Origin of the sequence: uncultured Arenimonas sp. (assembly GCF_963976025.1) — a bacterium.
GTDB lineage: Bacteria > Pseudomonadota > Gammaproteobacteria > Xanthomonadales > Xanthomonadaceae > Arenimonas.
In genome coordinates this window covers 1-8,243 of record NZ_CAXBJS010000119.1, presented here as the reverse complement: position 1 = coordinate 8,243, position 8,243 = coordinate 1, and the positions used below count along the sequence as shown (strand labels likewise).

At 68.4% G+C, this 8,243-nt stretch carries 10 protein-coding genes; 4 read left to right on the top strand and 6 right to left on the bottom strand.

Features of this window, described 5'->3' with window-relative positions; genetic code table 11:
- The 6 genes from AACZ35_RS09965 to AACZ35_RS09940 all read right to left on the bottom strand — a co-directional run.
- Nucleotides 1-655 (bottom strand): phosphotransferase family protein (locus AACZ35_RS09965; RefSeq protein ID WP_339828689.1); only part of this gene is annotated, 655 nt, incomplete at its 3' end.
- A 127-nt stretch (nt 656-782) separates the two neighbouring features.
- A complete protein-coding gene (locus tag AACZ35_RS09960) occupies nt 783-1,997 on the bottom strand; it encodes an acyl-CoA dehydrogenase family protein (protein ID WP_339828686.1) in 1,215 nt (404 codons plus the stop codon).
- Between the two features lie 7 nt (nt 1,998-2,004).
- On the bottom strand, nt 2,005-2,688 hold the full coding sequence (locus AACZ35_RS09955) for a histidine phosphatase family protein (RefSeq protein ID WP_339828684.1): 684 nt from the start codon (nt 2,686-2,688) through the stop codon (nt 2,005-2,007).
- Nucleotides 2,685-3,116, bottom strand: a complete 432-nt coding sequence (locus AACZ35_RS09950; protein WP_339828682.1) for a DUF4426 domain-containing protein — start codon at nt 3,114-3,116, stop codon at nt 2,685-2,687. Before AACZ35_RS09950 ends, AACZ35_RS09955 begins: the two co-directional genes overlap by 4 nt.
- 62 nt (nt 3,117-3,178) lie before the next feature.
- Nucleotides 3,179-3,997: a pyrroline-5-carboxylate reductase gene (proC, locus tag AACZ35_RS09945; RefSeq protein ID WP_339828680.1), complete on the bottom strand. Its 819-nt coding sequence runs from the start codon at nt 3,995-3,997 to the stop codon at nt 3,179-3,181.
- A gap of 25 nt (nt 3,998-4,022) precedes the next feature.
- Complete coding sequence (locus AACZ35_RS09940; RefSeq protein ID WP_339828678.1) at nt 4,023-4,718, bottom strand: YggS family pyridoxal phosphate-dependent enzyme; 696 nt, start codon at nt 4,716-4,718, stop codon at nt 4,023-4,025.
- An 85-nt stretch (nt 4,719-4,803) separates the two neighbouring features.
- Here AACZ35_RS09940 and AACZ35_RS09935 point away from each other — a divergent pair, with 85 nt between their 5' ends.
- From AACZ35_RS09935 to AACZ35_RS09920, 4 genes are all read left to right on the top strand, one after another.
- The gene (locus AACZ35_RS09935) at nt 4,804-5,841 is read left to right on the top strand and encodes a type IV pilus twitching motility protein PilT (protein WP_339828676.1); all 1,038 of its coding nucleotides are present in this window, start codon (nt 4,804-4,806) and stop codon (nt 5,839-5,841) included.
- Between the two features lie 80 nt (nt 5,842-5,921).
- Entirely contained in the window at nt 5,922-7,052 is a 1,131-nt protein-coding gene (locus tag AACZ35_RS09930; RefSeq protein ID WP_339828673.1) for a PilT/PilU family type 4a pilus ATPase, read from the top strand.
- 5 nt (nt 7,053-7,057) lie between these two features.
- Entirely contained in the window at nt 7,058-7,882 is an 825-nt protein-coding gene (locus tag AACZ35_RS09925; protein WP_339828671.1) for a hypothetical protein, read from the top strand.
- Nucleotides 7,883-7,919: 37 nt separating this feature from the next.
- On the top strand, nt 7,920-8,243 hold a 324-nt coding region (locus tag AACZ35_RS09920; RefSeq protein WP_339828669.1), incomplete at its 3' end, for a YqgE/AlgH family protein.

Below are 8,243 nucleotides of genomic sequence, written 5' to 3'. Positions count from 1 at the left end.
CCGCCAGCAGGCGCGGTTCGCCTGGCGCGAACATCAGGTTGTCGATGCGGAAGTCGCCGTGCACCAGGGCCACGCGGCCGTCGTCGGCGGGGCAGCGTTGTCCAAGCGCGGCCATCAGCGTGTCCATGTCGGGGATCGGCTCGATTTCGCTGGCGCGGTACTGGTCGGACCAGCGATGGATCTGGCGGCCGAAATAATTACCGGGCTTGCCGTAGTCGCCCAGGCCGATCGCCGCCGGGTCCAGCGCATGCAGGGCGGCCAGCGCGGCGATGATCGCTTCGTAGTGCGCCGCGCGTTGGTCCGGCGTCATGTCCGGCAGCGAGGGGTCCCAGTGCACCTGCCCGGGCACGAAGGCCATCAGGTAGAACACCGAACCGATCACCGATTCATCGGTGCACAGGTGCAGCGGCTCGGCCACCGGTACCGGGCCGCCGTGCAGCGCCTGCAGCACGCGGAACTCGCGATCCACGGCATGCGCCGAGGGCAGCAGCTTCCCCGACGGCTTGCGCCGCAGCACGTATTTGCCGCTGGCGGCTTCGATCAGATAGGTCGGGTTCGACTGCCCACCCTTGAACTTCGTCGCCACCACCGGCCCCCGAAACCCCGGCACCTTCGCTTCCAGGTACGTCGCAAGCTGGTCAGTGGGGAGCTGCATGTGCTGGTCCTTGAAAGAAGTTTTTTGCCACGGATGAACGCAGATAAACACGGATAGAGCAAAAGCCAACTAAAAGGCTCTATCCGCTTTTATCCGTGTCCATCCGTGTCCATCCGTGGCAAAAAAATTAGGCCCGAAGCATTGAGCGGGCGAGCGAGGCGATGTGGACTTCGTCGGGGCCGTCGGCGAGTCGCAGGCTGCGGGCGCCGGCGTAGGCCTGGGCGAGGAAGTGGTCCTGGCACAGGCCGCCGCCGCCGTGGATCTGGATCGCGCGGTCGATGACCTGGCAGGCCATGCGCGGCGCGACGATCTTGATCATGCCGATCAGGTCCTTGGCGCCCTTGTTGCCGTGCGCGTCCAGCGCCGCGGCCGCCTGCAGGGTGAGCAGGCGCGCCTGTTCGATTTCGCAGCGGCTCAGCGCGATCGCTTCCTGGGCCATGCCGTGGCCGCCCAGCGGTTTGCCGAAGGCCTCGCGGTGGCGCGCGCGTTCCACCATGGCGTCCAGCGCGCGCTGAGCCAGGCCGATCAGCCGCATGCAGTGGTGGATGCGGCCCGGCCCCAGCCGTGCCTGCGCGATCTCGAAGCCGCTGCCGGGCGCGCCCAGGCGGTTGCCTACCGGCACGCGCACGTTGTCGAAGGCCAGTTCGACGTGGCCGTGCGGCGCGTCGTCGTAGCCGAACACCGTCAGCGGCCGGACGATGCGCACGCCCGGCGTGTCCATCGGCACCAGCACCATCGACTGGCGTTTGTGCGCCGGGGAGTCGGGCTCGGTGACGCCCATGACGATGAGGATGGCGCAGCGCGGGTCGGCGGCGCCGGTGGTCCACCATTTGCGGCCGTTGATGACGTAATGCTCGCCGTCGCGAACGATCGGCAGCGCGATGTTGGTGGCGTCGGAGCTGGCCACGTCCGGTTCGGTCATGGCGAAGGCCGAGCGGATCTCGCCGGCCAGCAGGCGCGGCAGCCAGGGTTCCTGCTGCTCCGGCGTGGCGAAGTGCATCAGCACTTCCATGTTGCCGGTGTCGGGCGCGCTGCAGTTGAAGACCTCGGGCGCGTGCAGGGAACGGCCGGTGAGCTCGGCGATGGGGGCGTAGTCGAGGTTGCTCAGGCCGCCCCCGCGTTCGGCGTCGGGCAGGAACAGGTTCCACAGCCCCAGCGCGCGCGCGTCTGCCTTGAGCGCCTCGAGCTGTGGCGGGATCGACCAGCGCGTGGCCGGGTCGGCGGCGTGCGCGGCGAAACCCGCTTCGGCCGGCACGATGCGCTCGGCGACAAAACGCGCGACATCGGCCTGCAGCTGCAGCGAACGATCGGAAAACGTGAACAGCGACGACGTCTGCTTCATGCCGGCCTCAGTAGTAGGTCCACAGTTCGCGCTGGCCGTGCAGGTGCGGCAGGGCGTTCCAGCTGCCCAGGCGCAGGCGCGGGCCGTGCGGATGGAATTCGCTCACCGCGCTGTTGCGCAGCGACAGGTTCAGTTCGACGGCGCGTTCGACGGGTAAGTCCAGCGCCATCTGCGCCAGCCGGGAAATCACCCCGCCCGAGCTCAGTACCAGCACCTCGCCGTCGCCGGCCAGCGCCTGCAGGCCTTGCCCGGCCTGGCGCACGCGGTCGCCGAAGGCTTCCCAGGTTTCCGGCATGCCCGGCAGTTCATCCCGCGCCCAGGCCAGCAGCGCGCCCTGCAGCATGGCGGCGATGTCGCGCGGCTGGCCGCTGCGGCTGGCCAGCACCACGGGGCTGTCGGCATTACGTTCGACGAAGGCGCCGAAAACCGCCTGGTGGTCGAACTCGGCGAAACCGGGGTTGCTTACGATTTCGGGCAGCGACAGCCCGCGTTCGGCGAAGGCATCGACCACGCCCTGCGCGGTTTGCGCGTGCCGGCGCATGCCGCCCACCACCACCGCTTCGAAACGATGCCCGCCCTGGGCCAGCCAGTCGCCCAGCCGCCGCGATTGCACCTGGCCGCGTTCGGACAGCTGGTCGTAATCGGCGGCACCGAAGCTCGCCTGTCCGTGGCGAACCAGCAGCAGGCTCACTGGGGGAAGAACTCCTGCCTGAAGGCGGTCTTGATCGGCGCCTGGCCCTGGACGGTGATTTCCAGTTCGAAGGTGAGCGTGTCCTGGCCATTCACGGGCGCTTCGCCCAGGTAATACAGGGCCTCGCCGTCACGCACCTCGCGCATCTCCACGCCGTTGCGCTGGCCGGCCAGGTTGGTGGCCACGGCCAGCACCTTCGCCGGCACGGCGACGTCGGCGCCCGGTTCGCCGCGGCGCACCGAGACATTGAGCAGGGCGCGGTTGGCCGAACGGGTGACGCCGTACTGGCGCGCGATCTCCGGCGTCAGCTGGGTGCTGGGCAGGGCGTTGTAATAAACGTACAGGTCGCCCACCCGCATCGAGTTGGCGCCGGCAGGCAGCGAAAGGGCGAAGAGCAGGGCGGCGGCGATCCAGGTCTTCATGCGCATGGTCGTGCTCCGTGCGGGGGTCAGGCCAGCATCATCGCGCTGCGTCGGGCCTGCGTCCATTTTCACGAACCGCCCGAGAGCTCGCGGCCACGGCGGGCGGCAGCGGCCACCGCTTCATCCACCAGCGTCCGCAGGCCATTGGCTTCGAAACTTTCGATCGCGGCCTGGGTGGTGCCGCCGGGCGAGGTGACGCGCTTGCGCAGGGTGGCGGCGTCTTCACCGGTTTCCACCAGCATGCGCGCGGCGCCGAGCAGGGTCTGGTTGGCCAGGTCGCGGGCGGTGTCGGGTGAAAGGCCCTGGGCGACGCCGGCGGCCTGCATGGCTTCGGCCAGCAGGAACACATAGGCCGGGCCGCTGCCCGAAACGGCGGTGACGGCGTCCATCTGGGCTTCGTCCGGAATCCAGGCCGCCAGGCCGACCGCCGACATCAGCGAACCGGCCAGTTCACGCCCGGCGTCGGTGACGCGCGGGTTGGCGTACAGGCCGGTGGCGCCGGCGCCGAGCAGGGACGGCGTATTGGGCATGGTGCGCACCACCGCCTGGTCGCCGCCCAGCCACTGGTCGATCTGCGCGGTGGTGACCCCGGCGGCGATCGACACCACCAGCGGGTTCGCCGTGGCAGCCAGCGGCGCCAGCTCGGTGCAGACGCTGCGCATCACCTGCGGTTTCACCGACAGCACCCAGGTGCCGGCGCCACGTGCGGCATCACCGGCGGTGGCGTGCACCTGCACGCCGAAGTCGGCGGCCAGGGCCTGGCGCAGGCTTTCCTGCGGTTCGGCCACGTGGATGGAAGCGGCCGGCCGGCCGCGCGCGACCAGGCCGCCGATGAGGCTGCGGGCCATGTTGCCGCCGCCGATGAAGGCCAGGGTGTCTTGGGTCATGGGGGCTCCTTGTCCTTGGAATGGGTCAGTTCTGGGCCGGCTTGGCGCGCGGGCCAAACAGCGCGGTGCCGATGCGCACCATGGTGGCGCCTTCGGCGATGGCGAGTTCGAAATCCTCGCTCATGCCCATCGACAGGGTATCGACTCCGGGGTGGTCGGCGGCAAGCTGGTCGAACAGGGTGCGCAGGCGCCGGAAGGCCGCCCGCCGCCGCTGCGGATCGGGGTGCGGTTCGGGAATGGCCATCAGGCCGCGCAGGCGCAGGTTCGGCGCCGCCGCGACCTGCGCCGCCAGCGCGGCCACGTCGTCGGGGGCGCAGCCGGACTTGCTGGCTTCGCCGTCCACGTTCACCTGCACCAGCACGTTCAGCGGCGGCCGGCCGGCGGGGCGGGCCTGGTCCAGGGCCGCCACCAGCTTGGGCCGGTCCAGCGACTGCACCCAGTCGAAGGCTTCGGCGGCCTCGCGGCACTTGTTCGACTGCAGGTGGCCGATCAGGTGCCATTCCAGGCCCAGTGCCGCCAGTTCAGCGGCCTTGGCCGCGCCTTCACGCACGTAATTCTCGCCAAAGGCGCGCTGGCCGGCGGACGCCAGGGTATGCACCTCGCCGGCGGTCCGGGTCTTGGAGACGGCCAGCAGCCGGACGGCCTTTGGCCGGCCCGCCAGCTTTGCCGCGTTTTCAATGGTTTGCAGGACACCGCGTAGGGTCTGTTCCGGCGTTTCCATGGGTGGCGTTGCCTTCTGTGGTTGGCGCTATACTGCCCCGGGAACGTGCGGTCGCCCATCCGATCAAGCGCCAAGGGGAACATTAATGGACATCGCCGAACTTCTGGCATTCTCGGTCAAGAACAAGGCCTCCGACCTGCACCTGTCGGCCGGCCTTCCGCCCATGATCCGCGTGGACGGCGACGTCCGCCGCATCAACATCCCGGCGCTGGACCACAAACAAGTGCACGCCCTGGTCTACGACATCATGTCGGACAAGCAGCGGCGCGACTTCGAAGAATTCCTCGAGGTCGACTTCTCCTTCGAGATTCCCGGCCTGGCGCGTTTCCGCGTCAACGCCTTCAACCAGAACCGCGGCGCCGGCGCCGTGTTCCGTACCATTCCCAGCCAGATCCTCTCGCTCGAGGAGCTGGCCGCGCCCAAGATCTTCGCCGAACTCATCAACCAGCCCCAGGGCCTGATCCTGGTGACCGGCCCCACGGGCTCGGGCAAGTCCACCACGCTGGCGGCGATGGTCGACCACATCAACAAGAACGAATTCGGCCACATCCTCACCGTCGAGGATCCCATCGAGTTCGTGCACACCTCGCAGAAGTGCCTGGTCAACCAGCGCGAAGTGCACCGCGACACCCACGGCTTCAACGAAGCCCTGCGTTCGGCGCTGCGTGAAGACCCCGACTACATCCTGGTCGGCGAAATGCGCGACCTGGAAACCATCCGCCTGGCGCTCACCGCCGCGGAAACCGGCCACCTGGTGTTCGGCACCCTGCACACCTCGTCGGCGGCCAAGACCATCGACCGCATCATCGACGTGTTCCCCGCCGGCGAAAAGCCGATGGTGCGTTCCATGCTTTCCGAGTCTCTGCGTGCGGTCATTTCGCAGTCGCTGCTCAAGAAGGTGGGCGGCGGCCGAATGGCGGCGCACGAGATCATGGTGGCCACGCCGGCCATCCGTAACCTCATCCGCGAGGACAAGGTCGCGCAGATGTACTCGTCCATCCAGACCGGCCAGCAGTACGGCATGCAGACGCTCGACCAGTGCCTGCAGGACATCGTCAAGCGTGGTCTGGTCACCAAGATGCAGGCGCGCGACTACGCCAAGGAAAAGAAACTTTTCGACTGACGTCGCCGCCGGAAGGGGGCTGGCAGGACGCCGCGTGACACGTTCCCCGGGCCATGGCCCGGGGGCAATCAGGAGCTAGCATGAGCAGCATTGATTTCACCTCCTTCCTGAAACTGATGGCGCACAAGAAGGCGTCCGACCTGTTCATCACGGCCGGCGTGCCGCCGTCAATGAAGGTCAACGGCAAGCTCTCGCCCATCACCCAGAACCCGCTCACGCCGCAGCAGTCGCGCGACCTGGTGCTCAACGTCATGAACCCCTCGCAGCGCGAGGAGTTCGAAAAGACCCACGAGTGCAACTTCGCCATCGGCGTGTCCGGCGTCGGCCGCTTCCGCGTGTCGTGCTTCTACCAGCGCAACCAGGTCGGCATGGTGCTGCGCCGCATCGAAACCCGCATCCCCACGGTCGAAGAACTCTCGCTGCCGCCGGTCATCAAGACCCTGGCGATGACCAAGCGCGGCATCATCCTGTTCGTCGGCGCCACCGGCACGGGTAAATCCACCTCGCTGGCCGCGATGATCGGCTACCGCAACCAGAATTCCTCGGGCCACATCATCACCATCGAGGACCCGATCGAATTCGTGCACAAGCACGAGGGCTGCATCATCACCCAGCGCGAAGTCGGCATCGACACCGACAGCTGGGAAGCCGCGCTCAAGAACACCCTGCGCCAGGCGCCCGACGTCATCATGATCGGCGAGGTGCGTACCCGCGAAGGCATGGACCACGCCATCGCGTTCGCCGAAACCGGCCACCTGGTGCTGTGCACGCTGCACGCCAACAACGCCAACCAGGCGATGGACCGCATCATCAACTTCTTCCCGGAAGACCGCCGCAGCCAGCTGCTGATGGACCTTTCGATGAACCTCAAGGGCGTGGTCGCCCAGCAGCTCATTCCCACCCCCGACGGCAAGGCCCGCCGGGTGGCGATGGAAATCCTGCTCGGCACGCCGCTGGTGCAGGACTACATCCGTGACGGCGAGATCCACAAGATCAAGGACGTCATGAAGGAGTCCACCAACCTGGGCATGCGCACCTTCGACCAGGCCCTGTTCGAGCTCTACCAGGCCGGCGAGATCAGCTACGAAGACGCCCTGCGTTTCGCCGATTCCGCCAACGAAGTGCGCCTGAAGATCAAGCTGGCCCAGGGTGGCGATGCCCGCACCCTCAGCCAGGGCCTGGACGGCGTGGAGCTGTCCGAAGCCAAGTAGTCGTCTTGCCTGCCAGGAAGGCGTTGCTGGCCATTGCACTCGCGGCGTCCGGTTCGTCCGGCGCCGCGCCCCTGCGTCCGCTCGATCCCTGGAGCCTGTCGCTGGGCGTCTTCGACACCAACAGCGACACCACGCTGCGCGCCAGCGCCCGAAGCGGCGACGACAGCGCCGGCGGCCACGTCAACCTCGAACGCGACCTCGGCCTGGACCGGCGCCAGCCCGTCAGCCAGGCGCGCCTGGACCTGCTGGTCGGCGATCACAACGGCTTTGGCCTGGAATATTTCGGCTTCGAGCGCGGCAACACCGTGCGCCTGGCCCGCGACATCGAATACGACGGCCGCACCTACGCCGCCGCCGCCGAGCTGCGCAGCCGCTTCGACTACGACTTCTCCAGCGCCACCTGGCGCTGGTGGCTGGGCGAGGGCGAAACCGCCTGGGGCCTGGGCCTGGGCGTGGCGCACTACCGGGCGCGCACCCTGTTCGAAGGCCAGGCCAGCGTCGACGGGGTGTCCGTGGACGGGCGGGTGGCCAGCGACGACCGCGCCTTCGCGCCGCTGCTCAACCTGGGCTGGCGGCACGCGGTGAACGAGCGGCTGCGCCTGTACGCGGAAATCTCCGGGGTGGCGCGCAATGGCGGCCGGCTCAGTGGCCACATCGTGGATACCTCGCTGGGCCTGGAATGGTTTCCCTTCGACCGCCTGGGCCTGGCGTTGGAATACGGTGGCACCCAGATCCGGCTCGACCGCCGCCGGACCGGCGAGGCCGGCCAGCTCGACGCCCAGCTCGACCTGAAGCTGCGCGGACCGTCGCTGCTGCTGCGCCTGCGCTGAGCGCCGGCGGCCGCCGGCCGCGCGTTAGAATGGGCGCATGTCCGCGCACCGGTCCCTCGCCGAGCACTTCCTTATCGCCATGCCGGCGCTGGACGACCCGAATTTTTTCCGTTCGGTCACCCTGGTCTGCCAGCACGACCAGGACGGCGCCATGGGCGTGGTGGTGAACCTGCCCTCGGATTTCAGCCTGGGCGAAATGCTGGCGCAGATGAAGCTGCCCACCACCGACCTCGTGCTGGCGTCCCAGGACGTGCTGGCCGGCGGCCCGGTGCAGCCCGACCGCGGCTTCGTGCTGCACGACGACCCGCGCGACTGGCCGTCGACGCTGCGCCTGGCCAACGGCCTGGCGGTCACCACCTCG

Excerpts from the sequence above, each read along its gene's own strand:
- AACZ35_RS09930 (WP_339828673.1), top strand. The coding sequence starts at position 5,922 with ATGAGCAGCATTGATTTCACCTCCTTCCTGAAACTGATGGCGCACAAG.
- AACZ35_RS09940 (WP_339828678.1), bottom strand. The coding sequence starts at position 4,718 with ATGGAAACGCCGGAACAGACCCTACGCGGTGTCCTGCAAACCATTGAA.
- AACZ35_RS09935 (WP_339828676.1), top strand. The coding sequence starts at position 4,804 with ATGGACATCGCCGAACTTCTGGCATTCTCGGTCAAGAACAAGGCCTCC.
- AACZ35_RS09960 (WP_339828686.1), bottom strand. The coding sequence starts at position 1,997 with ATGAAGCAGACGTCGTCGCTGTTCACGTTTTCCGATCGTTCGCTGCAG.
- proC (WP_339828680.1), bottom strand. The coding sequence starts at position 3,997 with ATGACCCAAGACACCCTGGCCTTCATCGGCGGCGGCAACATGGCCCGC.
- AACZ35_RS09950 (WP_339828682.1), bottom strand. The coding sequence starts at position 3,116 with ATGCGCATGAAGACCTGGATCGCCGCCGCCCTGCTCTTCGCCCTTTCG.